The sequence below is a fragment of the Phocaeicola sp. RTP21198st1_B8_RTP21198_201120 genome (genome assembly GCF_040929485.1).
GTDB lineage: Bacteria > Bacteroidota > Bacteroidia > Bacteroidales > Bacteroidaceae > Phocaeicola > Phocaeicola dorei.
This window is the reverse complement of the sequence record NZ_JBCOCI010000399.1, coordinates 264-785: the sequence shown is the minus strand read 5'-3', so window position 1 is coordinate 785 and position 522 is coordinate 264. Positions and strand designations below refer to the sequence as shown.

The following is a 522-nucleotide window of genomic DNA, read 5'->3' as shown; positions in this document are numbered from 1 at the left end:
CTTTTTAAAGATGTTACAAATATAAGAAATATAGTAATGAAAACGAAAAATATGGGTATAACTATTTTCATTTTCACTTGTATTTTTCGGCATAAGGTATTAGAATATCCAACTAATTATCAGCAACATAGTCAGATAACAGGTTTATATTTCCATTCTAATCTCACAAAGGTGCACAGCATCCCCCTACATTTGCATCATCGGTTCTCCGAGCAAACAGTTAAAAATCTAGCTACCATGAAACGAAATTTGTTATTTGCTATTTTACTATTACTTCTATCGGGTTATCATCAAGCATTCGCCGCAACCAATATAAAGAAAGTGGCTCCTACCTTTTGGTGGGCAGGAATGAAGAATCCCGAACTACAAATACTTCTATACGGCGATGGCATATCATCCGCAGAGGTAAGTATTTCTTCTAATGACATCACCCTGCAGGACGTGGTGAAACAGGAAAATCCTAATTATCTGATCTTATATTTAGATCTTTCAAAAGCTATCCCTCAGCACTTCGACATTCTC

At 35.6% G+C, this 522-nt stretch carries 1 protein-coding gene; it reads left to right on the top strand.

Annotated elements, in window-relative coordinates; translation table 11 throughout:
* Positions 1-36 precede the first annotated feature (36 nt).
* Positions 37-522, top strand: a 486-nt coding sequence (locus AB5935_RS26705) for a cyclomaltodextrinase N-terminal domain-containing protein (RefSeq protein WP_368327946.1), incomplete at its 3' end; no start/stop codon positions are given.